Here is a 26,107-nt window from a genome sequence, read left to right as displayed (position 1 = left end):
TAAAAAACTCTTTCTACAATGTGTAAAAAGAGTTTTTATATCAATTAGTTCAACAATTTCCCTATATTTTCGTCCAATTCTTCACCATAAACGTTTTTAGCCAAGATGATACCTTTTTCGTTTAGTATGTAAATCGTAGGAATATACTCTACGTTGTACATATCTGCTGTTGGATCGTCTTTTACCAATGAAGCAACGTGTATCCAAGGTAAACCGTCTTTTTCGATAGCTTCTTTCCATCTTTCTTCATCAGTATCTAAAGAAACTCCGATGATTTTCAATCCTTTGTCTTTGTATTTTTCGTACAATTTTACCATATTAGGATTTTCTACTCTACAAGGTTTACACCAAGAAGCCCAAAAATCAATGATGGTAACTTTTCCTAAATTTTCATAAAGAGAAACTTCAGTTTTTCTGTCAGTTCCTAAGATTTTGAAATCAGGAGCTTTTGTCCCACTGTAGTAGCTTCGATTTTTTTCAATTTATCAGCCACTTCTTTCCCCATACGAGTCTCTTTAACCTCAGTTGACAAAGCATTGTATTTTTCTTTCAATTCTTCAGTAGAGATGGCTTGAGAAAGGTTTGCCAACAAGAACAAAGATACATACGAATCTTTATTTTGATCTATAAATGAATTGATAGCATCAAACATTTTTTTCTGGGCTGTTTGTTGGAATTCGATGATTTTACCAAAATCTTGTTCGTTTTCGTCGTTAGCTCCCAACTCCTCTTGTTGTTTTTCAATCTCCTTTCTTGTAGTTGCCAATGACTCATTAAAACGTTGCAAATCGTCATTGTTTTTAGTACCAGAAACCACCGTTTTTTCTATATCATTTTTATCAGCAGTAACTTTAATCTTACCATTTTCCAAAACCATTTGAATTTGGAAAGGAACAGTGCCAGCTTCTTCCTCGATTTGAATCAAAGAATATTCAACTCCTTTAGACTCACCTTTAAAAGTAAATGATTTGTTTTGAATAGTAGTCGAATCGATTTTTGTAAACCCTTCGTCACTTGTAGCAGCTAAATATACTTTCGCTCCTTCCGCAAAGTTTTCTACATCACCAGTAACGGCATATCCTGATTTTTCACAAGACGCAAATGCTACAATTGCTGTAAGCATTACAAAGATTTTTTTCATTCTATAATTTGTTTGTTTTATTAGGCGACAAAATTACATTTTTTTTTATAATTAAAAAAAATAAAAGAAATTTTTCATTTATTATAAAATGACATCCATATAAAAAAAGACTGCCCAATGTTTGGGACAGCCTTTAAATTACTTTATCAAGCCAACAATTATTCATTAACTCTTAAATAAATATTGGGTTCATTTGAATAGAATAATTTTAATGTATCATTATTTATTTGATAAGGAAAATTGAATTTTTGACTACTTTCTTTAAAACTACCTGGAGCATATTTATAAACTACGTTATTTTTTGTATAATAGTAAAATAGAAAAGAAGAATCCTTATTACTGTTATTGTATAAAGTTTCAGTAGAAAATTCTCCTTTTTTATTAAAAAATATAAACCCGTTGTGCATTTTAAATTATACTTGCTTTAATTTTATTTATTTCCTTTTTTAATACAAATTTGTTAATGTATTGAATTAAGGTTAAAGCAGTTATTTTACTGATAATTCGTGTTTTAAAACCGTTGAATGATTTAGCATAATTCCTTTTAATCATAAATTGATCACAAAGTTGAGAAAATAGAGTTTCGATTCTTTTTCTCTTCTTTTTGAATAAATAAAATTGAGGTTTGTAATCTTTTTGATTTATTCTTTTAGGTGTATCTAACTGAATAGTAGCAGTGTTAAACAAATCTAATTGATATTGTGACGATATATAACCTCTATCACCAATCAAAACGCAATTTTGAATTTGAGAACTAACATCTTTTAAATAATGAACATCGTGAACAGATGCTGGAGTCATATCTAAACTTTGTACAATACCTTCTATTGAACAGATTATGTGTAATTTATATCCAAAATAATGTAACTTCTGACTAGCACAAAAACCATAATCAGGATATGAAAAACTTTCGTCTCTACAAATTTTACTTCTCATTGCTCTAGCATTTTCACATATTTTCAAAGGCATACTATCAATTACAAAATAACTCTCCTCTCTATTAAAACACATTGCAAGTTTTTCCCTAATCTGATTTATATAATAAAAAAGATTTCGTTTTCTTTTGTTATAAACACTTCTTTCTATTTTGTTTTTCAAAGAATTAGGTATTTTTCTAAAGAGTTGTAATTCACTATCAATACTTAAATATTCTGCTGTTAAATTTAAACTCACCAATTCTAAATCACTCATTTTTGGCTTTCTCCTTTGATAAGGTAAAAGTTGATGAGGAAAAAAATCTTCTAAAACTTCTAAAATTCTTTCGTATATTTGCTCTAAGTTGTTCATTTTTTATTTGTTTTAGCGAACTAAATATACTGAATTTCAGTTAAATGAACAACTTTTTTTATTTTATTTCATAATGCACAACAGGTTAAAAAATATAAAAAAATTATAACTTTCACCTTTATCTTTAAGAGAAAGCCATTTTCCAATTATCTCTGGATCTCTATATCCATTTTTATATCGCTCTATTTCTGAATTTTCATTATCACAAGAAAAGAAAATCAAATTCGATAAAAATAAAAACAACGTTAACATCAATATCTTTCTCATTTTACTTCAGTTTTTATGTATGATCGTCCATATAAATATCTCTCGGTGTAACTAAAGGAGAGTACCAACTAGAAATATTTACATCATGAGCCTTTTTACCCGCCCACCAAACTAATGTAGTACATGTAAATCTACCTGGTGTAGCCCATTTTGCAGTCATAAATTCTACAGCTTTTACATAATCTTTTGTGATTTTGTAAAAATCTCAAGAATTTCTACTAAGAGCTGTTTTTTCAACTTCATTATTAGAACTTTTTACAGCTTCATCAGATGAGCAACTAGAAAATAAAGTTACTAAAAACAGAAAGTGCAAAAAAAAACAATGGGTGCTTTTGAAAAGCGTGATTTTTGTTTAATTTCCACCATGTATTATTTTTTTAAATTGAGTTGTAAAGTTACAATATTTTTTTATAATTAACCTGTTGTGCATTATGAAATAAAATAAAAAAAGTTGTTCATTTAACTGAAATTCAGTATATTTAGTTCGCTAAAACAAATAAAAAATGAACAACTTAGAGCAAATATACGAAAGAATTTTAGAAGTTTTAGAAGATTTTTTTCCTCATCAACTTTTACCTTATCAAAGGAGAAAGCCAAAAATGAGTGATTTAGAATTGGTGAGTTTAAATTTAACAGCAGAATATTTAAGTATTGATAGTGAATTACAACTCTTTAGAAAAATACCTAATTCTTTGAAAAACAAAATAGAAAGAAGTGTTTATAACAAAAGAAAACGAAATCTTTTTTATTATATAAATCAGATTAGGGAAAAACTTGCAATGTGTTTTAATAGAGAGGAGAGTTATTTTGTAATTGATAGTATGCCTTTGAAAATATGTGAAAATGCTAGAGCAATGAGAAGTAAAATTTGTAGAGACGAAAGTTTTTCATATCCTGATTATGGTTTTTGTGCTAGTCAGAAGTTACATTATTTTGGATATAAATTACACATAATCTGTTCAATAGAAGGTATTGTACAAAGTTTAGATATGACTCCAGCATCTGTTCACGATGTTCATTATTTAAAAGATGTTAGTTCTCAAATTCAAAATTGCGTTTTGATTGGTGATAGAGGTTATATATCGTCACAATATCAATTAGATTTGTTTAACACTGCTACTATTCAGTTAGATACACCTAAAAGAATAAATCAAAAAGATTACAAACCTCAATTTTATTTATTCAAAAAGAAGAGAAAAAGAATCGAAACTCTATTTTCTCAACTTTGTGATCAATTTATGATTAAAAGGAATTATGCTAAATCATTCAACGGTTTTAAAACACGAATTATCAGTAAAATAACTGCTTTAACCTTAATTCAATACATTAACAAATTTGTATTAAAAAAGGAAATAAATAAAATTAAAGCAAGTATAATTTAAAATGCACAACGGGTATAATTAAAAAACATATACAGATAATTATAAAATTACCCATTCTTTATCTTTTTTCATTATATTTGTTTTTTAACTAAAAACTTTGCGTATGAAAAAATTAATTCTTTCTGCCTCTTTATTGATGGCGTTTCAAGGTACTTTTGCACATGTTTTTTCTCAAAACGAAAACATTGTAAACAACACTACACTTAACTCAACATTGCCCACAACTATTTGGTCAATGTCGGCTGATACCTCTTGGTATTCTGCCACTGCCACTACGTTTGATTTGTCAACAGCCGAGCAATTGGCTGGTTTGGCTCAATTGGTACAAAACGGAAATTCTTTTTCTGGAAAAACTATCAATCTGACAGCTGATATCGACTTGGGTGTTCATTTATGGATTTCGATTGGTTATGACAATGATGCTCCTTTTTCTGGAACATTTAACGGAAACAACCATACCATTGACAACCTAAAAATCAACCGTCCGAATGATGAATTTTTAGGGGTATTTGGTCAGGTAAATGGCGGTACGATTATCAACCTAAAAGTGAGCAATGCGATCATTAGAGGAAAAGGAACTGCGGGTGCAGTTGCCGGAAATCTATACACCAACTGTACGATGACCAATTGTCACGCAATCAATGTAGATATCGAAGTAAGCAGTACGGGGTCTATGGGGTCTGGATATACAGCAGGTTCTGTTGTTGGAGGTGCGTTGACCAATACCAACATTAGCAAATGCTCGGGCTCGGGTATTGTAAAAGGGTATGCACAAATCGGTGGGTTTATCGGTTCGCCGTGGAATAATACGACCATCAGCGAATGTTCGTTTGTTGGTACAGTAGAAGGTGGGCAAATCGTAGGTGGTTTTGTAGGCTTTACTACTTTTGGTTTCGGAGCAAATACAGAAGTAAAATTCATCAATTGCTTTTCGAGAGGAACTGTAACAGGTACAAACAATGTAGGAGGTTTCCAAGGGTTGAGTCAAATGGGAATTGCAGAAAATTGCTACGCTGCTGCTACGGTAACTTCACAAGGAGCAAGAGGAGGTTTTTTTGGTTCAATCACTCCAGCTGCACAAACTACCAATTGCTATTACGATTATACTTTGGCAAACACTGTTCCTGTTGGTGATTTTACCGGAACATTGCCTGCAATCGTAGAAAAAACAACTGCAGAAATGAAAACAGAAGCTTTTAAAAACGTACTAAACAACGATACCAATGTATGGCAAATAAATGCAAGCATCAACGAGGGGTATCCGGCGTTTGAAAACACACTTTCTGTAAAGTCACCTAAAAAAGTGGTAACGAATCTGTATCCAAATCCAACCTCTGATTTTATCCAATTGGAGACTTTGGAAGACATAGTATCGTACCAAATCTATGATATGAGTGGAAGATTGGTTGAAAAAGCAATACAAAACAACACACAAATCGATGTTTCACATTTAAAATCTGGAAATTATATCATCCGATTTGAAACCAATCAAGGTTTTGACACCTTTAAATTTACTAAAAAATAATTTTAGTATTTTTGCAACGGTTTAAACATCATACGGCTGTTTGAAGGTCTTCTTCAAACAGCCTATTATTACAATCACAAATGGACACAAATCTTTTAGAGTACTTAGAATCTTTTATTACAGAAAATAGAAAATCGCGTTTTTTAGAAGTTTTAAAAAATCGTTCCAACCACTTTACCGTTGCCGTAGAAGATGTGTATCAATTGCACAACACCAGTGCAGTAATGCGTAGTTGTGAGGTTTTTGGCGTACAAGAACTCAATGTAATCGAAGAAAAATTTGGCAAACGCATCGACGACCAAATTGCTTTGGGTGCTCAAAAATGGGTGGACATCATCCGTCATCAAAACAGCAAAGATTGCATAGATGCTCTAAGAAAAAAAGGCTACCAAATCATTGCGACTACTCCACACGAAAATGCAACTTTTCTCGAAGATTTTGAGATATCAAAACCATCTGCTTTGTTTTTTGGTACAGAAAAAACGGGACTTTCTGACGAAGTGATGCAAAATGCCGATGGCTATTTAAAAATTCCAATGGTTGGATTTACAGAAAGTTTGAATATCTCTGTTTCGGCTGCTATCATCTTACAAAACTTGATGACGAGATTAAGAAAATCAGAGATAAACTGGCAATTGACCGACCAACAATTGATTGAAAAGCGTTTAGACTGGACAAGAAAATCTATCAAAGATATTGATTTTATAGAAAAAAGATATTTTGAAGCCTTAGAAAAACAATCCTCATAGATGAAATCTTTTTTTTCATTTTATATTCAGAAAAACATCCACACGGCTTTGGCTGCTGTTTGTTTTGTTTGGATGGCTTTTTATCATTTTCAAGTAGAAATCTCAACAAAACCATTGATTTTTACTTTTTTTGCAAGTATATTTTCCTATAATTTTACCAAAAATCATTGGAAAACCATTTTTTCTCAAAAGTACATTTTTACCTTATTGATTATATCTTTGATTGGAAGTATTTCTTTTCTTTCTATTGAAAATATCAATGCCTTTGCTTTTCTTTTTTTAGCAAGTCTAATAACTTTATTTTACACCAAAAATTTTCCGTTTACAAACATCAATTTTCGCTTGATTCCTTATATAAAAGTATATCTCGTGCCTTTGTGTTGGTTGTTTTTAGCTTTGGGATTATTGCACAACTACACTGTCATTGAATGGAACACTACTACCCTATTACACTGTACAAAAATGTATCTTTTTGTTTTTATCCTACTCATCATTTTTGAATTGAAAGATTTTCAAACCGATGAAACCAAATTAAAAACGATACCACAAATCATTGGTAAACATCAGGTAAAAATGTTCAACCTATTATTGATTATTTGTTATTTTTCCCTACAACAGAAAAACGGACAATTGACAGAGCCACATTTGACCGTAGAACTATTTATTTCCTTTCTTTTAATAATATTTACCCTTTATTCCAATGAAAAAAGACCGATGTTTTTCACTCGATTTATTGTAGAAAGTACACCTATCTTGTGGTTTATTGGATATTTTATCATAGAAAAATATTTTTTTACAATTGAAAATCAATATATTAAAAACTATTTTCATTTTTTTTGAAAAAAAGTGTAACAAAAAGAAAGAAAGTGCTACTAATGTAAGTGAAATTAAAGTTTAATATTAACATTATACAATTGATTATGAGAAAATCATTGACAGCTTTCGTAGGAGCAGCTTTAGTATCAGGTACGGCTCTTGCACAAAAAGTTGAGTTTGAACAATACACATTAGACAACGGTCTTCATGTAGTATTGCATCAAGACAAATCTGCACCTGTGGTTATTACTTCTGTAATGTACCATGTAGGAGCAAAGGACGAGGATCCAAATAAAACAGGTTTTGCTCACTTTTTCGAACACCTATTATTTGAAGGTACAGAAAACATCGGTAGAGGAGATTGGTTTAAAATCGTAACGGCAAATGGTGGTATCAACAACGCCAACACAACAGACGATAGAACCTACTACTACGAAGTTTTCCCATCAAACAACTTGCAATTGGGATTGTGGATGGAAGCAGAGCGTATGCTACACCCAGTAATCAACCAAATTGGTGTGGATACTCAAAAAGGAGTAATCCAAGAGGAAAAGAAAACGAGCTATAACAACCGTCCTTATGGAGGATTATTACTTTCAATCAAAGAAAATTTGTACAAAAAACACCCGTACAGATGGCAAACGATTGGAAAAATGGAGCACATCAAATCTGCTGAGTTGAACGACTTTGTAATGTTTAACGAGAAATATTACATTCCAAACAATGCAGTATTGGTAGTAGCTGGAGATTTTGAAACCAATCAAGCTAAAAAATGGATTGACGAGTACTTTGGTACGATTCCAAGAGGAAAAGACATCGTAAGAACTAAAATCGAGGAAGAGCCAATCACTGAACAAAGAAATGCTACTTGGGAAGATCCAAACATTCAAATCCCAATGATGATTACTGCATACCGCACACCATCTATGGTAACAAGAGATGCAAGAGTATTGGATATGATTTCTACATACTTGTCGGGAGGAAGAACTTCAGTATTGTACAAAAAAATCGTTGACGATAAGAAAAAAGCATTGCAAATCGGAGCGTTTAACTACCCTCAAGAAGATTACGGTCAGTACATCATCTACGGATTGCCAATGGGAGAAAACACATTAGCAGATTTGTTGGCAGAAGTGGACGAAGAAATCGTGAAATTGCAAAAAGATTTGATTTCTGAAAGAGATTTCCAGAAGTTGCAAAACATCTATGAAAATCAGTATGTGAGCAACAACTCTACGATCGAAGGAGTAGCAAGTAATTTGGCAACTTACTACTTGTTGTACAAAGACATCAATTTGGTTAATAACGAAATTGACATTTACCGCTCAATCACTCGTGAAGAAATCAGAGAGGTAGCTAAAAAATATCTTAATCCAAACCAAAGAGTTGTAATTGATTATGTACCCGCTACAGCAACAGCTCAAAACTAATGTAAACTAAGATAAAAAAGGTAAAACAGATGAAAAAAATATTATATGCATTGATGGCGTTGGTAGTAACTACATCTACATTTGCACAAGTGGACAGAAGTCAGCCAAAACCAGGACCTGCTCCAAAAATCAACCTTGGTAAACCACAATCTTTCAAATTGGATAACGGACTTACCGTATTGGTAGTTGAAAATCACAAATTGCCAAAAGTTACGGCTTCGCTTACAATCGACATTCCACCCTATTCTGAGGGAGATAAAGTAGGAATCAACTCCATTACAAGCCAAATGATGGGGAATGGTACATCAAAAATGTCTAAAGAAAAATACCTTGAAGAAATCGAATTTTACGGTGCTTCATCATCAATCGGAGTTTCTGGTGGTTATGTGAGCAGTTTGAAAAAAGATTTCCCTAAAATTTTAGATTTGACGGTACAAGGAGCAATGGATCCATTATTTACTCAAGAAGAGCTTGACAAATTGCGTGATCAAATGATTGAAAGTTTGAAAGCTGATGAGAAAAGTGTGACATCTATCGCAGGAAGAGTTCAAGATGTATTGGTGTATGGTAAAAACCACCCTTACGGTGAATACACTACAGAAGAGAGCTTGAAAAACATTACATTGAACGATGTAAAAGCTCATTACAAAAAATACTTTTCGCCAAACAACGCTTACTTGGTGATTACAGGTGATATCACTTTGAAAGAAGCAAAAAAATTGGTTAACAAGCATTTTAAAAACTGGAAAAAAGGAGCTACAGTATCGTATGACTACAAAGATCCAAACGATGTAGCAAAAACAGAAATCAACTTTGTAGATGTACCAACAGCTTCTCAAACAGAGATTTCTATCAAAAACTTGCACAAGTTAAGAATGGCAGACAAAGACTTTTTCCCAGTATTGTTGGCAAACTTCATCTTAGGTGGAGGTGGTGAAGGTTATTTGTTCATGAACTTGAGAGAAACAAACGGTTGGACGTACGGAGCATATTCTTCGATTTCTCCAACGCGTTATATCAGCGATTTTACAGCTACAGCTTCTGTTCGCTCTACAGCAACAGACAGTGCAATTGTAGAGTTTAGAAAAGAATTGCACAGAATCCGTACAGAAAAAGTTTCTGCTGAGGATTTGAAAAACGCAAAAGCAAAATACATTGGTAACTTTGTAATGCAAGTAGAAAAACCTCAAACGGTTGCTAGTTATGCATTGAACACATTGTTGCACAAATTGCCTGAAAACTTTTACCAAAACTACATTGCAAATATCGAAGCGGTAACAGCAGAAGATATCCAAAGAGTAGCGAACAAGTATTTCTCTTTAGACAACTCTCGTATCGTAGTAGTAGGTAAAGCAGCGGATGTATTGGAAGGATTAGAAAAATTAAACATTCCAATCAATTATTTCGACAAGTATGGTAATCCAACTGAAAAACCACAACAAAAAACAATTGATCCAAGCATTACAAGCCAAGTAGTAATCGATAGATACATCAATGCTATCGGAGGAAAAGAAAACTTGAACAAAGCAAATTCAATTGTAAATGTGTTTAAAGGAGATATCCAAGGTACACCTTTGACATTGACTCAAAAGAAAACAAACAAAGGACAATTGTTGGTAAGCATGAATGCTATGGGAATGGAGTTGATGAAACAAGTAGTAACTCCAAAATTTGGATACATGACTCAGCAAGGACAAAGAGCAGATTTGACAGGAGACGAGTTGAAAGAAGCTCAAGCAAAAGCGGTATTGTTTGAAGAATTGACTAATGCTAAAAATTATACATTAGAAGGAATCGAAAACTTTGAAGGAGAAGATGCTTATGCTTTGAAAAACGGAGATACCACTTCATACTACAGCACAAAAACTGGATTGAAATTAGGAGATGCTCAAACAGTAGAAGCAATGGGACAAACATTTACTTTGAGTACTGTTTACGGAGATTATAAAGAAGTAAAAGGAATCAAATTGCCTCACTCTGTTTCTATCCCATTAGGAACCAGGTATGAACGCTGACTTGAAAGCAGAATCTGTACAAGTAAACGAAGGAGTTTCTGAAGCAGATTTTAAATAATTTGTTTTTTACATTACAAAAAACACTCTCAATATTTTGGGAGTGTTTTTTGTTGGCTTAAAATTCTTAAAACAGGATTATAAAAAATGAATAAGATGATTGACAATTATGGTTTACAGTCGAAATAATACAATGGATACACTATAAAATTTTAGTTTTTCTCTATCTTTGTAACTTATAAAAAATAAAATAATATGAAAGAAAAATTTTACGCATATATTCAGCAATTGCAAGACAAAATCACTTCAAAACTAGAACAAATAGACGGAAGTGCTACTTTTAGAGAAGACCTATGGGAACGCCCTGGAGGAGGTGGCGGTCGTACCCGTGTGATTGAAAATGGAGCTGTTTTTGAAAAAGGCGGAGTAAATATTTCTGCCGTACACGGAGCATTGCCCGAAGCTATGCAAAAAGCCTTCAATGTAGGCGATGTAGATTTTTTCGCTTGTGGATTGAGTTTGGTGATTCATCCGAAAAATCCGATGGTTCCTACAGTTCATGCAAATTGGCGTTATTTTGAAATGTACGACAAATCAGGAAAAAAAGTCAATACGTGGTTTGGCGGTGGTCAGGATTTGACTCCTTATTATTTGTTTGAAGAAGATGCTAAACATTTTCACACCGTTTGCAAAAACGCCTGTGACCAACACGACGCAAGTTTTTATCCAAAATACAAAAAAGAGTGTGATAACTATTTTTGGAACGCTCACCGCAACGAGGCTCGTGGTATTGGCGGATTGTTTTTTGACCATTTAACGGCAAACGAAAACCAAAGCATTGAGCAATGGTACGACTTTGTAACTACCGTAGGCGATAGCTTTTTAGATTGCTATGCTCCGATTGTAGAAAAACGTAAAAACACTCCCTATACCAACGAAAATCGTACTTGGCAGGAGATTCGTCGTGGACGTTATGTAGAATTCAACTTGGTACATGACAGAGGAACCATCTTCGGATTGAAAACCAACGGACGCATCGAATCTATTTTGATGAGTTTGCCACCACATGTACAATGGGTATATGATTACCATCCTGAAGAAGGTTCAGAAGAAGAAAAGTTGATAAAAATATTAGCAAATCCTGTAGAATGGGTGTAATTTTCCTCAATCTTAATGAAAAATTTCCAACTATTTACTATTCTTTATTTAGTAGTTTCTAACAAATGAAATATTCTTTTATTATACCCGTTTACAATCGACCTGATGAAATTGATGAATTGCTGGAAAGTATGACGTATTTTCAATCACAAATACCTTATGAAGTATTGGTAATTGAAGACGGCTCTACCCTACCCTGCCGTGATGTGGTAGAAAAATATCAAGACAAGCTGACAATTCACTATTATTTAAAGCCCAATTCTGGACCGGGTCGTTCGCGTAATTACGGAATGCAAAAAGCCTATGGAGACTATTTCATTATTTTGGATTCGGATTGTATTTTACCCCCACATTATTTGACTGCGGTTGACACCTATTTACAAAAACATCCTGTCGATTGTTTTGGAGGAAGAGACGCAGCACATAAGAGTTTTTCTTCGGTTCAAAAAGCTATCAATTCTGTGATGACATCTTTTTTTACCACTGGAGGCATCCGTGGTGCATCAGAAAAAATAGGCAAATTCCAACCAAGGAGTTTCAACATGGGGATTTCTAAAAAAGCCTTTATAGCAACAGGTGGTTTTAATAACATTCACCCAGGCGAAGACCCAGAATTAACAATGAAATTATGGGATTTAGGCTTTCAAACCGCTTTGATTTACGATGCGTATGTCTATCACAAACGCCGTATCGATTGGAAAAAATTTTATGTTCAAGTTCATAAGTTTGGCAAAGCTCGTCCTATACTCAATCATCGATTTCCTAAATACAAAAAAGCAATCTTTTGGCTACCAACGATTTATATCGCAGGAGTAATTTTTTCGTTGATTAGTTTGGCTTTCACTCCCATTTTCTTTTGTATTTTGATTGCATTTAATTCATTAGTATTTATCGAATCAACGATAAACAATCGTTCTTTTTATATAGGATTATTGACAATTATAGCCCTACAAATTCAATTTTTTGGTTATGGTTGGGGTTTTTTGAAAAGTACCTATTTTATTGAAATCCAAAAGCGTAAACCCGAAGATGCGATGCCCGAAATGTTTTTTAAATAAAACAATTAGCCTCTGTTTTTTTCCATAAGCACCATCATCATCAAACCATTGACTATCAATGATTCTACTTCACTTGAATCAACTTCATTTATTTTTTCCAAGACAAATCTTCTTCCCCAAAATGAGGGTTGTTTTTTCAGTTGATAATATACTTTCCCTTGTGCATTTTTTACACTATAACTTGGATTGAGAAAATATCCAGTAAACATACCAACTAACGGAATTTCAGACACCAAACCATCCCAAAATTTTACCCAAGCATTATCTTCTTCGATTGTAAATAGAGTTTTTTTGTTGGTATCCAAAATCGCATAAGTTGCCTTCCATATAGATCGCATACCTTTTCTTGCCACAGTGCCAATCACATTTCCATTGGGTTTTGATATTGTATAAGTTGTATTAAAATCTATCCATTTATTGGCGTTTATATTATATAAAACCTCTGTTTTTTGTTGATTTTTATATACTTGTACACTTTCTTTTAGCTTAAATAACTTTTGTCTTACATACGATACTTCTTCGTTTCTGGAATTGGTAACAATAAAATCACTTGCCAAAGTTGAAATTTTAAAAGTAAAATGTAGTGGAAATTGTAAATGAGAATCTTTAAACATTTTTTAATTATTTTTCTGTAAAAATAAAAAAAGAGACCACAATGTACAATCCCTTTTTAATAATTGTTGAGTAAAAAATTATTTCAATTTTTTAACATCTATATATTGTACGTTTTTCAACTCATTTTTATCAGCCAAAACTACTTTTGCAGGTTTTTGAGAAATTTGTTGAGGCATTAATCCCATATAATTTCCGCTATAAACAACGTTCTCTTGGTTTTGAGTAGTTGAATTTAAAGAAGAGTTAAATACCAATTTTCCTTTTTCTTGACCTTCTACATTACCTGGAGCAAGTATTTCTGTAAAGTTTAAGGCTACATTTGACAATTGTCCCTATGCTATTGGTTGAGAAGCATTATTTGCATAAACTGCCAATGCTTTAACAATTGGTGTACCATCTACAGGATAAACCAAAGTAGTACCTTGACCCTCAATGTCAAATTCTACAATATATACATTCGTAGCAGTATTTTGATTATCTCCACTATATGCTTCTAAAATCCAAGAAAAAACAATTTTATCTCTTGTTTGAAAACCTAATATATTTCCTTCTGCATCTACTTCTACTCTCAACAAAGCATTGTCCAATTTATACTCAACTCCATTCATAGTGATTTTTCCTTGAGCTGTTGTAGTATTGTTATCTAGATTTTGTGGATTCTATGGGATTTGTGAGTTTTGAGAATTTATTGGTGTTGTTGTGCTATCCTTTTTACTACATAAACAATTGCAGTCATACCAACGACTGCAAACGCTAAAGATATAACATTTTTTTTTCATCTTGTCTGAATGTTTATTTTGTGATTAATCAGGAGCAAATGTTAGGTACGAAACGCCCAATTTCTATACAATAATTTATTAAATATTTCAAAAGACTTTTTTACATCAAAGGCAATAGTTTTATTTCAAAAAAACATCCCATATCACTTTTTTTAGTATTTTTATGCCTCAAATTATAAGACAATGAATACAACAATAGAAACCAACCCATTAATTGATAATTTACCTCCTCATTTAAAACAGTTTATCAAACCACAAAATTACGACGAATACACGCCTATCAACCAAGCGGTTTGGCGATATGTAATGCGTAAAAATGTGGATTACCTTTCAAAAGTTGCTCACAATTCGTATTTGGAAGGATTGAAAAAAACGGGAATTTCTATCGAACATATCCCAAGTATGTACGGTATGAACCGCATTTTGAAAGAAATTGGTTGGGCAGCCGTTGCTGTGGATGGTTTTATTCCACCCAATGCGTTTATGGAATTTCAGGCATACAATGTTTTGGTGATTGCATCTGACATTCGCCAATTGGAAAATATTGAATACACTCCGGCTCCGGATATTATCCACGAAGGAGCAGGGCACGCTCCGATTATCGCCAACCCTGAATATGCAGAATATCTTCGCCGTTTCGGTGCCATTGGTTGTAAAGCTATTTCGTCGGCTCACGATTATGAAATTTACGAAGCGATTCGTGAATTGTCGATTTTGGAAGAGGCAGAAGGAACTCCTGAAAGCGAATTGAAACGAGTGAGAAACCGGGTAAACGAATTACAAGCCAAACACACTACCCCATCAGAAATGGCTTTGATTCGCAATCTACACTGGTGGACAGTAGAATATGGATTGGTTGGCACAGTGGAAGCCCCTAAAATTTACGGTGCAGGATTGCTTTCTTCTATCGGTGAAAGCGAATGGTGTATGACCGATAAGGTTAAAAAATTGCCTTATACCATCGAGGCTGCTCACCAAGGATTTGACATTACCAAACCTCAACCTCAATTATATGTTACGCCAGATTTTTCATACCTAAACAAAGTATTGGAAGAATTTGCCAACACCATGGCATTGCGTACAGGAGGCATCAAAGGATTGAACAAACTTATCGAATCTAAAGCATTGGGTACTATAGAATTATCTACCGGATTGCAAATTTCGGGAATATTTACCAATATCATCGAAAACGACGGAAAACCTGTCTATGTGCAAACCACAGGAAAAACAGCTTTGGCTTTTAGAGATAAAGAAATTCTAAACCACGGCACAGACTATCACAGCGAAGGTTTTGGTAGTCCTGTTGGAAAATTGAAAGGTATCAACTTGGCTATAGAAGATATGAGTCCTCGTGATTTGGAGGCTTATGATATTTGCGAAGGAAAAGAAGTTTGCTTGGAATTTGAAGGAAATATCAAAGTAAAAGGTGAGATTATCACAGGAATGAGAAATCTACAAGGCGATATTATTTTGATTCAATTCAAAAATTGTACAGTAACTCATGGCGACAAAATTTTGTTTGACCCATCGTGGGGAACTTACGATATGGCGGTTGGTAAAAAAGTGATTTCAGCATACTCAGGACCAGCGGATTGTTTTAGTTTTGATATGATTACGCATGTACCATCTACTACGACTATCAAACCAAAAGTATGCGAAAAAAGACAAAAATTGGAGAGATTGTACCAGCAAGTTCGCGATTGTAGAGAGAAAAACGCCGAGATATCATTAGAAAACATTTTATCTGAACTAAAAGCCAATCATTCAGAAGATTGGTTATTGACATTGGAAATTGTAGAATTGGCACACGAAAGAAAATTAGCGGTAGAAGAAGCCGCCAAAGCACATCTTTTGGAAGTAAAAAAACAAAGACCCGAAGTAGCTCATTTGATTGAAAACGGTTGGAATTTGATTTATTAATTTTTCATTTTTTTTGTTTAAACCACAGAGAAAACATAGATTTTCACAAAAAACCTGTCTAAACTTTTTAAGAGTAAAAGTTTAGACAGGTTTAATTTTCATAGTTCCTTATTAAAGATATCTTGGCTGTAAAACAAAAATAACTTTATCATTTTTCCCCCTAAACCTCAACAATCCTCAAAACTTGCGAAAATTACAAGTCTTGATAACTACATCATTCATTTGAATAAAATGAAAGAAATAAGTACCTTTGTATGAAAAGAAATTCAACCTAATCAAAACACAAACATTATAACCATGAGTTTACAAACAAAAATTGCTGAATCGATGAAAACAGCAATGAAAGCAAAAGACACTGTGGCATTAGAAGCCTTGAGAGCAATAAAATCTGAATTGCTATTGGCACAAACTTCGGGTGTAAATGCAGAATTGACCGAAGCAGACGAAGTAAAAATGTTGCAAAAAATGATCAAACAACGCAAAAATTCGGCGGATATTTTTGTAGAGCAAGGAAGACAAGATTTAGCCGAGCCAGAGTTGGCACAGGTTGCAATCATCGAGCAATTCTTACCTACTCAATTGTCTGAAGAGGAAGTAGAAACGATCGTAAAACATATCATCAACGAAGGTGGTTTCTCTGGTATGCAAGCTATGGGTCAAGTAATGAGTCTTGCCAATGCTAAAATGGCTGGAAGCGTTGACGGAAAAACCATTTCGACTATCGTAAAAAAAATGTTGGGTGCATAACCCAACATTTTTTTATTCCCTCCTGTATTCTATGATTTACTCTCGCCCAGTATAATAATTATAATCCTTCAAAACGGAATCAATAAACTGTCGATGGGTCATCTCTTCTTTCAATGTTTCGATTTTCATGATACTTTTCAACTTTTGAGTTAGTTCTTCAAGTATTATTAAATCATTGTGCTTTACTGCTTTGTCAAAATGAAATTTTACTATATTGATATCATTGTCCGAAAGCATTATCACCTGGGGAAAAATCGGTTGATATTCCTCGCCTATTTCTTGCAAAATGGTATGCGAAATATTCACTTTGTTTTTTAGCGAAATCACCGCTGTACCTGATACCAATCCTCCAAACCTTTGGTTGTTTTTGTTTACTATCATAGTAATAATTCCCACTGCTCCACCATTGCTGTAAATATCTATCAATCGGAAAAACCACCTTGCGACATAATCACCAAAACTCGCTTGATATCCATCTATTTTTATCACCTTTATTCCCATCAATCGCTTGCCCAAGGTTTGTCCTTCCATCAAAATTTCGGACACTAAAGTATAAAAGGTAGCAGGAAGTGAAAACACTATCGCTATCCCCACTTGTGACCACTCATCGTGAAAAAGCGACATGAAACCCAGACGATTTAGTGAATAAAACACTGCAAAAAAATACGCTACTATAATGAGCAAATCTACAACAAAAGCAATGATTCTGTCGCCGATACTAGCAACATCAAAGGCTATAGTAACATTTTGAGAAGTATTTACTGTGATTTTTGACATAAGTAATATTTTTCATAAATTAGCAACCATTATGAGAGAGGTAGCATTCATAAAGCAAAATAAAGAAAAATGGTTGGAAGTTGAGCAGATTATCAATGGAAAAATCAAAAAAAATCCTGATGACTTGTCCTCACTTTATATCAATGTGGTAAATGATTTGTCATTTGCTCAGACCTATTATCCCAAAAGTAAAACGACTGTTTACCTCAATTATTTATCCAATCGCATCTTTCAACGCATATACAAAACCAAGCGAATTGAGGAAAATCGCATTTCCTATTTCTTCAAAACCGAAGTTCCGTTGATTTTGTACCAATACCGAAGTTATGTCTATTGGGGGTTTGTGTTTTTTGCACTTTTTACCCTAATTGGCGTATTTTCTGCTATCTATGATAAAAATTTTGCCAATCTTATTTTAGGTGAAAGTTATGTACATCTAACCAAAGAAAATATCAAAGAGGGCAATCCCATCAAAATTTACGATTTGGGAAGCACTTGGGGTTCTACCATCGGCATCACCTTCAACAATCTGATGGTTGGGGCAAAAATGTACTTTTATGGACTATTTGCAGGCGTGGGCAGTTTGTACATTTTACTGCAAAACTGCATTATGTTGGGTAGTTTTCAATATTTTTTTCACGATTTTGGAGTACTTTGGCAAAGTGCCAGAGGAATATGGCTACACGGAACTTTTGAGATTTTTGCCATGGTCATCGAATGTGCCGCTGGAATGATACTGGGAACTTCTATTTTATTTCCAGGTACTTACACGAGATTAGAATCGTTGAAAAGAGGATTTTCGTGTTCGTTTAAAATTTTCCTCAGTACCACTCCCTTTACCATTGTTGCAGGAATTATCGAAGGTTACATCACACGACACGGACTAAAAATGCCTTTGGCTATCAATTTATTCATCATCTTTGGATGTTTAGCCATCGTAGTTTTTTACTACATTATTTACCCAATTATTCTCAATAAAAAATTAGAATCACTAAGAAAAAATATCTTTCAAAACGAAGTAAAAAATACATTGTAAAAATTTCCACTATCGACGATAGGACATTAAACAATCAAAATAAGATATGATACAATATTACAAACACAGAAATTTGAGCGAATTATTCAACGACACTTTTTTGTTTTTCAGACAAAACGGAAAAAACTTTTTCAAAAATTATTTATTACTCAACACACCTATTTTCTTGTTATTTGGTCTCATGGGCTATTTGGTATCAGATACCTTTATTTCTCCATTTATGAATGGAAAACTCGACGGACAGCAAAATTTTATCGAACAAATGATAAGCAATAATTTCACATGGTTTGTTGTCGCTTTTGTAACTATGGTATTGTTTTTCATTTTCATGGGAATACTCAATTATTTGTTTCCTATTTTTTACCTAAGACGAGTGGTGGTTCATAAAGAAAACAAGGTGAAAATGGACACGATCTTTTCCGATTTTAAAAACAATAAATGGAAAATTGTAAAGTTTTTTATAGGAACGACATTTTTTACAGTTCCTGTTTTCATACTTGTAGCATTCGGAACATTTTTATCTATCTTTCTGATTATTGGAATTTTACTCATATTTTTGGTTACTCCATTTATAGTCAATGTGTTCAATTTTCACATGTACGACTATTTCTCTACCAGTCGTGGATTTTTTAGTTCGTTTTTGTATGCCGTTAGAGCTCAATTTTCATACGAGGAAGGCTCGAAGAGTTCGCCTTTTTGGAAATATACGGGTACGACATTTGTTCTTCATATACTAATAAATATCATTTCGTGGGTATTTATGATTTTTCCTTTGATTTTATCAATTTCAGTAGAAAACATTTTAGCGTCTGATGAAACTTATGACGAAAAAACACTTTTCATCTATCTTATACTTTCACTTGTCTTTCAAATACTATCATTTTTGGTTTTATTAATACTAAACAATGTAATCTCAATCGGTTGTGGATTTATGTATTGCGATCACCGTACAGATTTGCATAGAAAAGAAGACCTATTAGAAATCCAAAATTTAGGAAATGATTTGTAGATTTTTAGTTATCCTGTTGTTGTTTTCCAGTTGTTTTTCTCCTTCCGCAACCGAAAGAGAAGCAGAGGAGACTTATGCCGAAATTACTGTTGAGGAGACAGCCGAATTTATCGAAGTTGACAGCCTTGAAAAGGAAACTTACCTTGATTTAGAAGAGTATTTTTTTAGCGAAAAATCAACCGAAAATACTATTTATCCTAAAAAATGGAAGGAAGATTTTCAAGAGAAATATTCTGATAAAGCGTTTAATTATTCGGAAAACAAGCCCAAAGAGTCGATAATGGATAGAATAGTTGGGCATATTGCAAGATGGCTTGGTCCTTTCCAATTCAAAGGAGTGAATCAAACAGGAGAATTTGTTTTAAAAATACTCTTATTTCTCATTGCAACAGCCGCTTTGTATTTTGTCATAATAGCTTTGTTGAAAAGAGGTGGATTGGGTATTTTTGAAAAATCAAATCAGGAAACAGGTATTCCCATCAATGGTTTGACGGAAAATATACACGAAATCGACTTTATCAAAGAAATTTTCAACTTTGAACAAAAAGGAAATTTTCGCTATGCCGTGAGATATCAGTATTTGTATGCACTAAAAAAACTCACCGACCGAAAACTCATAGATTGGAATCCAGAAAAAACCAACAAAGATTATGTAAGAGAATTTAACGACCCTAAACTAAAAAAACAATTCAGGGAAATTTCTTATATTTTTGATTATGTTTGGTACGGCAAATTTGAAATAAATAAAACTAATTATCAGGAGTTTAAAAAGAAATTTGAGGATTTTGTAATTTAATAAATTTTGTCATTTCGACGAAAGAAAAAACTTTTATACTTTGGTAATTAATTTTCTAATTTCCAAATTAAGTAATTTTCTAATTGATTAATATGACTAAAACAATCAAAATATACGCAGTTTTTTTCATTTTGATAATGATAGGATTGGTGCTTTTTGAGCTAACCAAAACCGAGGTTATCGACTGGCGAAAAAACTATGAAGTGAATAAAAAAACACCTTTCGGATTGTATGTATTCAACAAGGAAGCCGATGTTTTACTCAACAATCAATTGAAAAGACTGAAAATTTCGCCTTATGATTATTACGAAAACAAACCCAATCTACCTGCCCACAACATATTGGTTATCAACCAATCCATAGATGATATTTCGTGGAAAAAAATTGAAAACCAAGTAGAAAACGGTTCGGATTTATTATTGTTTTTCGATCAAAAATTACCTCATTTTATAGAGGAAACGATTTCTTTATACAATTCGTATGAACATTTTATTACACTGAAATTCACCGACAAAAAACTCAATAAAATTACCTCAATTTTAGACAAAAGACCCAGTGCAGCATATTTGAATCAATCAAAAAAAGAAGTTGAAATTTTAGGGTACTTTGAATTTGAAGGTTATGACAATGATATTGTAAAAAAAGTCAATTTCATCAAGATAAAAAAAGGGAAAGGTAATATTTTTGTTCATACCGAACCACTCGTGCTTACCAATTATCACTTACTAAAAAACGAGGATAAAAAATACGCCGAAGCTGTGTTTTCGTACCTTCCCAATAGAGAAACCGTATGGTTTGTAGAAGATACCTCGGTAGTGGTTTCGCAATCACCAATGCGAGTAATCCTTGCCCATCCGCCGTTGAAATATGCGTGGTGGTTATTCTTATTTGGTTTGTTACTATTTGCAATTTTCACCGCCAAACGCAAACAACGCATAGTGCCTGTCATAGAACCACTGAGAAACAAATCGGTTGAATTTGTCCGTAGTGTAGGAAATCTCTATTTACAAGAAGGCGACTTCCACGATATGATGGCGAAAAAAGCTCAGTATTTCTTGTATAAAATCCGTACAGAATTGTTGATAGATACTCATATTTTGGATGAAAATTTCATCAAAAAACTCCATCTAAAAACAGGAAAACCAATCGAACGCATTCAAGAAGCCGTAGAATATATAAACAAAGCACAAAATCCCAACGCCCAAGTGCAAAAAAAGGATTTGGTTAGGATGAATGAGGTGGTGGATGAGATAATGTGAATCCCGTATTAGACAAAACAGTAATTTGGAAATAAGCTAATTAATTTCCAAATTTTCAAATTAACCAATTTTCAAATTATTAATTTTTTAACTTATGGAACACAATCCAACCTTTCAATCGAGAATAGATTTATCAGAATTGAGAAATAGCCTTGAACAAATAAAGGCAGAAATAAGTAAAATCATCGTGGGACAAGAATCGATGATAGAACATCTATTGGCAGCACTACTCGCCAATGGTCATTGCCTCATCGAAGGTGTACCTGGTGTGGCAAAAACCATCACCGCTAAATTATTGTCAAAAACCGTAGCCGTAGATTTTAGTAGAATTCAATTTACGCCTGATTTGATGCCTTCGGACATTTTAGGCACCTCGGTTTTCAATATGAAAACTTCAGAATTTGAGTTCAAAAAAGGTCCTATTTTCTCCAATTTTATTTTGATAGACGAAATCAACCGTTCGCCAGCCAAAACCCAAGCGGCACTTTTTGAGGTAATGGAAGAGCGACAAATCACTATAGACGGCATACGCTACGAAATGCAAGCTCCTTTTATGGTATTGGCAACGCAAAACCCTATCGAACAAGAGGGAACTTACCGATTGCCAGAAGCTCAACTCGACCGATTTTTGTTTAAAATTAATGTGGGTTATCCCAATTTAACTCAAGAAATCGAAATCATTAAAAACCAACACCAAAGCAAATCCAACGATAAAACAGCAATGGTAAACCCTGTATTATCGAAAGAGCAATTGGCAAAATATCAAGAGTTGGTAAAAAGCCTTGTTGTAGAAGAACACCTAATTGAGTACATCGCCAAAATCATCATCAACACCCGCGAAAATCCATTTTTATATTTGGGAGCATCGCCAAGAGCGAGTTTGGCACTATTGTCGGCATCCAAAGCCTTTGCAGCCATCAGAGGACGCGATTTTGTAACCCCAGAAGACATCAAAGAAGTCGCTTATGCGGTTTTGCGTCACAGAGTGGTCGTTACCCCAGAACGCGAAATGGAAGGACTCACCGCCGACGAAATCATCAGACAAATTTTAGAAAGTATTGAAATACCGAGGTAAATAGAAATTAAAATAAACATACTATGAAACAACTGATTACAATTGGGATTTTCTCATTATTATTTTCATGTTCGACAGTTAAACAATCGATTCAACAACCTGTTAGAACCAAACTAAAAAACCAACAAACATTTGAACTAACAGAAATATCAAAAGACCCAACTTATGGATTTTCTCCCAAAAACCCAATTCAAGTTGGTGGAGTTGATAAGCATGAAGGTCCTTTGAATGAAAGGAGATTTCTAAATGCTTTAGCTGGTCCGAATGGTGAACAAATCTCATACTATAGACAGGGAAGTTGTTGTCCCATAAAAAGCGACAAAAACCCAATGGGAACAGGTTCCGTAATGTTAGACAATTATCGTGTAACCTGGCAAGGTTCTAAAGACACCGTTTCCATTTACATCAATATGTATGATTATGGAACATTGAAAGCCCCTGTAGGTTTTACAATCAAAGAATAAAAAAAGGGAGGCTGTTTTGCTTCCCTTGTATGATTTAGAAAATACAATCTTTAAAACCAAAATAGCTACAGAAAAAAACAAGCTGCTCGAAACTAATCGAACAGCTCGTCTGTGAATATAAAAAAAGTAAATTATTCTTTGATGATTTTGTCAGCAATTACGCCTTTGTCAGTTGCGATTGTCAAAAAATACACGCCTTTTTCAAGGTCAGATACATTGCGTTCTTGTTGCGACAAAACTTTTACTTTCTGTCCTGCCATGTTGTAAATATCTATTTGCTGGATCGTAGCATCCTATTCTATTTGCAAAGCATCTTGTACAGGATTTACGACCACTGCATTCAACAAATCTTTTGTACTGGTAGAAAGCGATGGATAATTACAATTATCACTCCAAACAGTATGAGTAGGCTTTATCCAAGAGTCTGGAAGTATATAGCTATGATCTATTTGAATACACACCAGATTATCTGCTGATGACACATGAATTTGTTGAATTTGTCCATTATTCCCATTTGATATATTCAACTGGGTTAGATTACCCAAACATTCTAAAATTTTTAAATTAGAACAACTTGACAAATCCAATTGAATTAAACTCGTATTGAAACAAGTAATAGCAAATAAACTTGGATTGAAAGGAAGTACTAACTGCATCAATGGAACATGTAAAAATCCTAACTCTCTTAAAACAGTATTATTAGACAAATTTAATTGTGCAACTGAACTAGAATGTAAATTCAAATATTTTAAATTAGTATTCACAGACACATTTATTTGAGATAAAGAGTTTTTATTACAGTTTATTTTTTTATTTGGAAAATTAGCAAGATACAATTGAGTGAAAATGTTACTATTAAGTTGTAGGTCTTCAAGTAGCGGAGCTACTATAGAAAAAGAAGTTATACCTTGAGTTGATGAATAAGATTTATTAAAATTTACTACTTTAATTAAGGGCTTATTACCTAAATCTACAGATGTTGTAATAGAATGATTATCGCAAATAAAACTACTTATACTTGTAAACACATCTATTCCTTGTACAAAAGTAATACCTAAAGCATAAGGCATATTGATTGATCCTTCATAACTCTCAGCTTCATTCACTTGTATTTCTCCATCACCATTTAGTATCAATAACTGGTTCATGTGTCAACGATCTTTGTTTAAAAATAGGGGCAGGAATGTTTACTACTTGGGCTGAAGTTGTTGTGGCAAATCCCATAGTCGCAACCATAAATACAATTTTTTTATGATAAAATTAAGTTGCCAAAGGAAAAACATCAAGTAACGGATTTTTCTACGCAGGAAATGGAATTGTTTTTATGCCTTATGAAAAAAACATTTACCAACTAAAAAATTGGTGCTGCCCCAGATGGAAACCAACGGATTCATCTCCATGGGGAATCACGAGAATTGATTTGAATAGCAAAACTGCTGTTGATTTGGAAGTTCCAGATGATTTGTGGTTATTCCAATAGCAAAACTCAACCATCAGAAACGGTAAGTTTTACATAGCATTAGCTCCAGTAGAACAAACTGTTTACACCTACAGATATGATGCAAACTCTACATCGCCTAAAGGTACAAATGGAGCAAGTATCACATCAGGTACTGATCAATACTTTATCGGTATTTACTAATAAACATAAAAAACTGTCTTCAAAGGCACTTTTTTGTGTGGTATCGATACTTTCCATAGCTCTATTGAAAAAGAAAATATAAAAAGTTTTTATTTCCTATAATTTAAAGTATTTTTGTGGAATAATCTAAACATTAAAAAATGTCAACAACAATAGAAACGGTAAAATGCCTTATTATAGGCTCTGGTCCTGCGGGATATACCGCTGCCATTTATGCAGCTCGTGCAAATATGAATCCAGTATTGTACCAAGGTATGCAACCTGGAGGACAATTGACTACAACTAACGAAGTAGAAAACTTTCCGGGCTATCCAGAAGGAGTAACAGGTCCTGAAATGATGATGCAATTACAAGCCCAAGCAAAAAGATTTGGAACAGACGTTCGTGATGGATTTGCAACAAAAGTAGATTTGTCAGGAGATATCAAAAAAGTGTGGATCAACGACTCTATCGAAATTCACGCAAAAACCGTAATCATCTCTACAGGTGCTACAGCAAAATACTTAGGATTGCCTTCAGAACAACATTATTTGCAAATGGGAGGTGGAGTTTCGGCTTGTGCTGTTTGTGACGGATTTTTCTACAGAAAGCAAGATGTAATCATCGTAGGAGCTGGAGACTCAGCTTGTGAAGAAGCTCACTACTTATCTCACCTGTGCAACAAAGTTACTATGTTGGTACGTTCAGACAAATTTAGAGCTTCGAAAATCATGGAAGAACGCGTACGCAACACTCCAAACATCGAAATCTTGATGAATACAGAAATCGACGAAGTATTAGGAGACGGACAAATCGTAAACGGTGTACGTGTGGTAAACTCTAAAACTGGCGAAAAACAAGAAATTGCTGTTACTGGAGTATTTATTGCCATCGGTCACAAACCAAATACAGATATTTTTGAAGGTCAATTAAACATGGACGAAACAGGTTATTTGATTACAGAAGGAAAAACATCTAAAACAAATATCCCTGGAGTTTTTGCATGTGGTGACGTACAAGACAAAGACTACAGACAGGCAATTACAGCAGCAGGTTCTGGATGCATTGCAGCCTTGGATGCCGAAAGATATTTAGCAAGTTTGGGATAATAGCCAACAAAATCATAAAAAAATCTCGTTTGTGACAACGAGATTTTTTTATTCAATAAATCCAACATTATTACG

General features: G+C 33.5%; 29 protein-coding genes. 18 read left to right on the top strand and 11 right to left on the bottom strand.

The window, feature by feature from the left end; genetic code table 11:
* Positions 1-44: 44 nt before the first annotated feature.
* The 5 genes from AB4865_RS04565 to AB4865_RS04545 all read right to left on the bottom strand — a co-directional run bounded on the left by AB4865_RS04565 (position 45) and on the right by AB4865_RS04545 (position 2,855).
* Positions 45-431, bottom strand: coding sequence for a peroxiredoxin family protein (locus tag AB4865_RS04565; RefSeq protein WP_372474881.1), 387 nt, complete (start codon positions 429-431; stop codon positions 45-47).
* Positions 425-1,141: a DUF4369 domain-containing protein gene (locus AB4865_RS04560; protein WP_372474551.1), complete on the bottom strand. Its 717-nt coding sequence runs from the start codon at positions 1,139-1,141 to the stop codon at positions 425-427. Before AB4865_RS04560 ends, AB4865_RS04565 begins: the two co-directional genes overlap by 7 nt.
* Positions 1,142-1,549: 408 nt before the next feature.
* Positions 1,550-2,428, bottom strand: a complete 879-nt coding sequence (locus AB4865_RS04555; protein WP_372472445.1) for an IS982 family transposase — start codon at positions 2,426-2,428, stop codon at positions 1,550-1,552.
* Between the two features lie 63 nt (positions 2,429-2,491).
* Positions 2,492-2,695, bottom strand: a complete 204-nt coding sequence (locus AB4865_RS04550; RefSeq protein WP_372474550.1) for a hypothetical protein — start codon at positions 2,693-2,695, stop codon at positions 2,492-2,494.
* A gap of 13 nt (positions 2,696-2,708) precedes the next feature.
* A complete protein-coding gene (locus AB4865_RS04545) occupies positions 2,709-2,855 on the bottom strand; it encodes a hypothetical protein (protein ID WP_372474549.1) in 147 nt (48 codons plus the stop codon).
* A 343-nt stretch (positions 2,856-3,198) separates the two neighbouring features.
* Between AB4865_RS04545 and AB4865_RS04540 the strand changes: the two genes are divergently transcribed.
* The 8 genes from AB4865_RS04540 (at position 3,199) to AB4865_RS04505 (ending at position 12,825) form a co-directional block, all read left to right on the top strand.
* Positions 3,199-4,077 carry an IS982 family transposase gene (locus AB4865_RS04540; RefSeq protein WP_372472445.1) on the top strand — a complete coding sequence of 293 codons (879 nt, stop codon included), beginning with the start codon at positions 3,199-3,201 and terminating at the stop codon, positions 4,075-4,077.
* 103 nt (positions 4,078-4,180) lie between these two features.
* The gene (locus tag AB4865_RS04535) at positions 4,181-5,602 is read left to right on the top strand and encodes a T9SS type A sorting domain-containing protein (protein WP_372474548.1); all 1,422 of its coding nucleotides are present in this window, start codon (positions 4,181-4,183) and stop codon (positions 5,600-5,602) included.
* A gap of 80 nt (positions 5,603-5,682) precedes the next feature.
* Entirely contained in the window at positions 5,683-6,351 is a 669-nt protein-coding gene (locus tag AB4865_RS04530) for a TrmH family RNA methyltransferase (protein WP_372474547.1), read from the top strand.
* Positions 6,352-7,191 (top strand): hypothetical protein, encoded by an 840-nt coding sequence (locus AB4865_RS04525; RefSeq protein WP_372474546.1) that lies wholly within the window; start codon positions 6,352-6,354, stop codon positions 7,189-7,191.
* A gap of 80 nt (positions 7,192-7,271) precedes the next feature.
* On the top strand, positions 7,272-8,597 hold the full coding sequence (locus AB4865_RS04520; protein ID WP_372474545.1) for a M16 family metallopeptidase: 1,326 nt from the start codon (positions 7,272-7,274) through the stop codon (positions 8,595-8,597).
* A 29-nt stretch (positions 8,598-8,626) separates the two neighbouring features.
* Positions 8,627-10,612 (top strand): M16 family metallopeptidase, encoded by a 1,986-nt coding sequence (locus AB4865_RS04515; protein ID WP_372474544.1) that lies wholly within the window; start codon positions 8,627-8,629, stop codon positions 10,610-10,612.
* Positions 10,613-10,864: 252 nt separating this feature from the next.
* Positions 10,865-11,767 (top strand): oxygen-dependent coproporphyrinogen oxidase, encoded by a 903-nt coding sequence (gene hemF / locus AB4865_RS04510; RefSeq protein ID WP_372474543.1) that lies wholly within the window; start codon positions 10,865-10,867, stop codon positions 11,765-11,767.
* 65 nt (positions 11,768-11,832) lie between these two features.
* Entirely contained in the window at positions 11,833-12,825 is a 993-nt protein-coding gene (locus AB4865_RS04505; protein ID WP_372474542.1) for a glycosyltransferase family 2 protein, read from the top strand.
* A gap of 5 nt (positions 12,826-12,830) precedes the next feature.
* Here AB4865_RS04505 and AB4865_RS04500 read toward each other — a convergent pair whose 3' ends face one another.
* From AB4865_RS04500 to AB4865_RS04490, 3 genes are all read right to left on the bottom strand, one after another.
* Entirely contained in the window at positions 12,831-13,439 is a 609-nt protein-coding gene (locus AB4865_RS04500) for a hypothetical protein (protein ID WP_372474541.1), read from the bottom strand.
* 78 nt (positions 13,440-13,517) lie between these two features.
* The gene (locus tag AB4865_RS04495; RefSeq protein ID WP_372474540.1) at positions 13,518-13,766 is read right to left on the bottom strand and encodes a hypothetical protein; all 249 of its coding nucleotides are present in this window, start codon (positions 13,764-13,766) and stop codon (positions 13,518-13,520) included.
* 6 nt (positions 13,767-13,772) lie between these two features.
* Complete coding sequence (locus AB4865_RS04490) at positions 13,773-14,048, bottom strand: hypothetical protein (RefSeq protein ID WP_372474539.1); 276 nt, start codon at positions 14,046-14,048, stop codon at positions 13,773-13,775.
* 354 nt (positions 14,049-14,402) lie between these two features.
* Between AB4865_RS04490 and AB4865_RS04485 the strand changes: the two genes are divergently transcribed.
* Together AB4865_RS04485 and AB4865_RS04480 are read left to right on the top strand one after the other, a co-directional pair.
* Complete coding sequence (locus tag AB4865_RS04485) at positions 14,403-16,139, top strand: aromatic amino acid hydroxylase (RefSeq protein WP_372474538.1); 1,737 nt, start codon at positions 14,403-14,405, stop codon at positions 16,137-16,139.
* 297 nt (positions 16,140-16,436) lie between these two features.
* Positions 16,437-16,886 (top strand): GatB/YqeY domain-containing protein, encoded by a 450-nt coding sequence (locus AB4865_RS04480; RefSeq protein ID WP_372474537.1) that lies wholly within the window; start codon positions 16,437-16,439, stop codon positions 16,884-16,886.
* A 36-nt stretch (positions 16,887-16,922) separates the two neighbouring features.
* On the opposite strand, the gene AB4865_RS04475 is transcribed toward AB4865_RS04480, so the two are convergent.
* Positions 16,923-17,663: an RDD family protein gene (locus tag AB4865_RS04475; protein ID WP_372474536.1), complete on the bottom strand. Its 741-nt coding sequence runs from the start codon at positions 17,661-17,663 to the stop codon at positions 16,923-16,925.
* 31 nt (positions 17,664-17,694) lie between these two features.
* Here AB4865_RS04475 and AB4865_RS04470 point away from each other — a divergent pair, with 31 nt between their 5' ends.
* The 6 genes from AB4865_RS04470 (at position 17,695) to AB4865_RS04445 (ending at position 23,302) form a co-directional block, all read left to right on the top strand.
* Positions 17,695-18,699: a stage II sporulation protein M gene (locus AB4865_RS04470; protein ID WP_372474535.1), complete on the top strand. Its 1,005-nt coding sequence runs from the start codon at positions 17,695-17,697 to the stop codon at positions 18,697-18,699.
* Between the two features lie 46 nt (positions 18,700-18,745).
* Positions 18,746-19,708, top strand: coding sequence for a hypothetical protein (locus AB4865_RS04465; protein ID WP_372474534.1), 963 nt, complete (start codon positions 18,746-18,748; stop codon positions 19,706-19,708).
* Positions 19,698-20,504: a DUF4129 domain-containing protein gene (locus AB4865_RS04460; protein WP_372474533.1), complete on the top strand. Its 807-nt coding sequence runs from the start codon at positions 19,698-19,700 to the stop codon at positions 20,502-20,504. Before AB4865_RS04465 ends, AB4865_RS04460 begins: the two co-directional genes overlap by 11 nt.
* Before the next feature lie 92 nt (positions 20,505-20,596).
* Positions 20,597-21,763 carry a hypothetical protein gene (locus AB4865_RS04455; protein WP_372474532.1) on the top strand — a complete coding sequence of 389 codons (1,167 nt, stop codon included), beginning with the start codon at positions 20,597-20,599 and terminating at the stop codon, positions 21,761-21,763.
* Between the two features lie 94 nt (positions 21,764-21,857).
* A complete protein-coding gene (locus tag AB4865_RS04450) occupies positions 21,858-22,838 on the top strand; it encodes an AAA family ATPase (RefSeq protein WP_372474531.1) in 981 nt (326 codons plus the stop codon).
* Between the two features lie 23 nt (positions 22,839-22,861).
* Positions 22,862-23,302 carry a 2-dehydro-3-deoxyphosphooctonate aldolase gene (locus AB4865_RS04445; protein ID WP_372474530.1) on the top strand — a complete coding sequence of 147 codons (441 nt, stop codon included), beginning with the start codon at positions 22,862-22,864 and terminating at the stop codon, positions 23,300-23,302.
* A gap of 131 nt (positions 23,303-23,433) precedes the next feature.
* Here the strand turns inward: AB4865_RS04445 and AB4865_RS04440 are convergent, their stop codons facing one another.
* Both AB4865_RS04440 and AB4865_RS04435 read right to left on the bottom strand, forming a co-directional pair.
* Positions 23,434-23,577, bottom strand: coding sequence for a T9SS type A sorting domain-containing protein (locus AB4865_RS04440; RefSeq protein ID WP_372474880.1), 144 nt, complete (start codon positions 23,575-23,577; stop codon positions 23,434-23,436).
* An 18-nt stretch (positions 23,578-23,595) separates the two neighbouring features.
* Complete coding sequence (locus AB4865_RS04435) at positions 23,596-24,450, bottom strand: hypothetical protein (protein ID WP_372474529.1); 855 nt, start codon at positions 24,448-24,450, stop codon at positions 23,596-23,598.
* A gap of 176 nt (positions 24,451-24,626) precedes the next feature.
* Between AB4865_RS04435 and AB4865_RS04430 the strand changes: the two genes are divergently transcribed.
* On the top strand, positions 24,627-24,782 hold the full coding sequence (locus tag AB4865_RS04430; protein ID WP_372474528.1) for a hypothetical protein: 156 nt from the start codon (positions 24,627-24,629) through the stop codon (positions 24,780-24,782).
* 302 nt (positions 24,783-25,084) lie between these two features.
* Positions 25,085-26,032: a thioredoxin-disulfide reductase gene (gene trxB, locus AB4865_RS04425; protein WP_372474527.1), complete on the top strand. Its 948-nt coding sequence runs from the start codon at positions 25,085-25,087 to the stop codon at positions 26,030-26,032.
* Positions 26,033-26,107 lie beyond the last annotated feature (75 nt).

Origin of the sequence: Capnocytophaga sp. ARDL2 (assembly GCF_041530365.1) — a bacterium.
GTDB lineage: Bacteria > Bacteroidota > Bacteroidia > Flavobacteriales > Flavobacteriaceae > Flavobacterium.
The sequence above is the reverse complement of the archived record's forward strand: the minus strand, read 5'-3'. Positions and strand labels throughout refer to the sequence as shown.

Coding starts and splice junctions, on each gene's coding strand:
- AB4865_RS04560 (WP_372474551.1), bottom strand. CDS start 1,141: ATGAAAAAAATCTTTGTAATGCTTACAGCAATTGTAGCATTTGCGTCT.
- AB4865_RS04555 (WP_372472445.1), bottom strand. CDS start 2,428: ATGAACAACTTAGAGCAAATATACGAAAGAATTTTAGAAGTTTTAGAA.
- AB4865_RS04550 (WP_372474550.1), bottom strand. CDS start 2,695: ATGAGAAAGATATTGATGTTAACGTTGTTTTTATTTTTATCGAATTTG.
- AB4865_RS04545 (WP_372474549.1), bottom strand. CDS start 2,855: ATGACTGCAAAATGGGCTACACCAGGTAGATTTACATGTACTACATTA.
- AB4865_RS04540 (WP_372472445.1), top strand. CDS start 3,199: ATGAACAACTTAGAGCAAATATACGAAAGAATTTTAGAAGTTTTAGAA.
- AB4865_RS04535 (WP_372474548.1), top strand. CDS start 4,181: ATGAAAAAATTAATTCTTTCTGCCTCTTTATTGATGGCGTTTCAAGGT.
- AB4865_RS04530 (WP_372474547.1), top strand. CDS start 5,683: ATGGACACAAATCTTTTAGAGTACTTAGAATCTTTTATTACAGAAAAT.
- AB4865_RS04525 (WP_372474546.1), top strand. CDS start 6,352: ATGAAATCTTTTTTTTCATTTTATATTCAGAAAAACATCCACACGGCT.
- AB4865_RS04520 (WP_372474545.1), top strand. CDS start 7,272: ATGAGAAAATCATTGACAGCTTTCGTAGGAGCAGCTTTAGTATCAGGT.
- AB4865_RS04515 (WP_372474544.1), top strand. CDS start 8,627: ATGAAAAAAATATTATATGCATTGATGGCGTTGGTAGTAACTACATCT.
- hemF (WP_372474543.1), top strand. CDS start 10,865: ATGAAAGAAAAATTTTACGCATATATTCAGCAATTGCAAGACAAAATC.
- AB4865_RS04505 (WP_372474542.1), top strand. CDS start 11,833: ATGAAATATTCTTTTATTATACCCGTTTACAATCGACCTGATGAAATT.
- AB4865_RS04500 (WP_372474541.1), bottom strand. CDS start 13,439: ATGTTTAAAGATTCTCATTTACAATTTCCACTACATTTTACTTTTAAA.
- AB4865_RS04490 (WP_372474539.1), bottom strand. CDS start 14,048: ATGAATGGAGTTGAGTATAAATTGGACAATGCTTTGTTGAGAGTAGAA.
- AB4865_RS04485 (WP_372474538.1), top strand. CDS start 14,403: ATGAATACAACAATAGAAACCAACCCATTAATTGATAATTTACCTCCT.
- AB4865_RS04480 (WP_372474537.1), top strand. CDS start 16,437: ATGAGTTTACAAACAAAAATTGCTGAATCGATGAAAACAGCAATGAAA.
- AB4865_RS04475 (WP_372474536.1), bottom strand. CDS start 17,663: ATGTCAAAAATCACAGTAAATACTTCTCAAAATGTTACTATAGCCTTT.
- AB4865_RS04470 (WP_372474535.1), top strand. CDS start 17,695: ATGAGAGAGGTAGCATTCATAAAGCAAAATAAAGAAAAATGGTTGGAA.
- AB4865_RS04465 (WP_372474534.1), top strand. CDS start 18,746: ATGATACAATATTACAAACACAGAAATTTGAGCGAATTATTCAACGAC.
- AB4865_RS04460 (WP_372474533.1), top strand. CDS start 19,698: ATGATTTGTAGATTTTTAGTTATCCTGTTGTTGTTTTCCAGTTGTTTT.
- AB4865_RS04455 (WP_372474532.1), top strand. CDS start 20,597: ATGACTAAAACAATCAAAATATACGCAGTTTTTTTCATTTTGATAATG.
- AB4865_RS04450 (WP_372474531.1), top strand. CDS start 21,858: ATGGAACACAATCCAACCTTTCAATCGAGAATAGATTTATCAGAATTG.
- AB4865_RS04445 (WP_372474530.1), top strand. CDS start 22,862: ATGAAACAACTGATTACAATTGGGATTTTCTCATTATTATTTTCATGT.
- AB4865_RS04435 (WP_372474529.1), bottom strand. CDS start 24,450: ATGAACCAGTTATTGATACTAAATGGTGATGGAGAAATACAAGTGAAT.
- AB4865_RS04430 (WP_372474528.1), top strand. CDS start 24,627: ATGCCTTATGAAAAAAACATTTACCAACTAAAAAATTGGTGCTGCCCC.
- trxB (WP_372474527.1), top strand. CDS start 25,085: ATGTCAACAACAATAGAAACGGTAAAATGCCTTATTATAGGCTCTGGT.